The sequence below is a fragment of the Citrobacter sp. VF227 genome, assembly GCF_052950715.1.
The window spans coordinates 1-353 of the sequence record NZ_JBRFVF010000691.1 but is presented as its reverse complement, the minus strand read 5'-3'; the positions used below and the strand labels follow the sequence as shown (position 1 = coordinate 353).

The 353-nt window shown below is 47.6% G+C and carries 1 pseudogene; it reads right to left on the bottom strand.

Going from position 1 to position 353, the window contains the following annotated elements:
• A pseudogene (locus ACU8YC_RS28585) lies at positions 1–283 on the bottom strand (hypothetical protein); the annotation flags it as partial.
• Positions 284–353: the final 70 nt, after the last annotated feature.

The window sequence follows — 353 nt, the reverse complement described above, 5'->3', positions numbered from 1 at the left end:
TGCCGGTGAAGAAGGACTCAAAAACATACACCCTGCCCGGGAAACCTTTCATGACTTCCATGAGGGCCGCGGCATAGGTCAGTGCCCCTGAAAAAATGAAAACGGCGTCAAAGGTTTTTGATGACAGCAGGGTAAACCAGTATTCCGTCCAGTACCTGGCCGAAGCGATATTCAGACGTAAATCTTCATTATCCGTGACAAATAATTTATCAAATAATGCCCGGGGAGATGAACCATAATCCGGGGCATTTAACCAGTGCTCCTGTACAGCGCATTTTGACATTAATTCCGCCCGGGCGACCTCAAATAAACTGATGCCCTTATATGTGCTGTGAAATAACGCATCCGCCGTC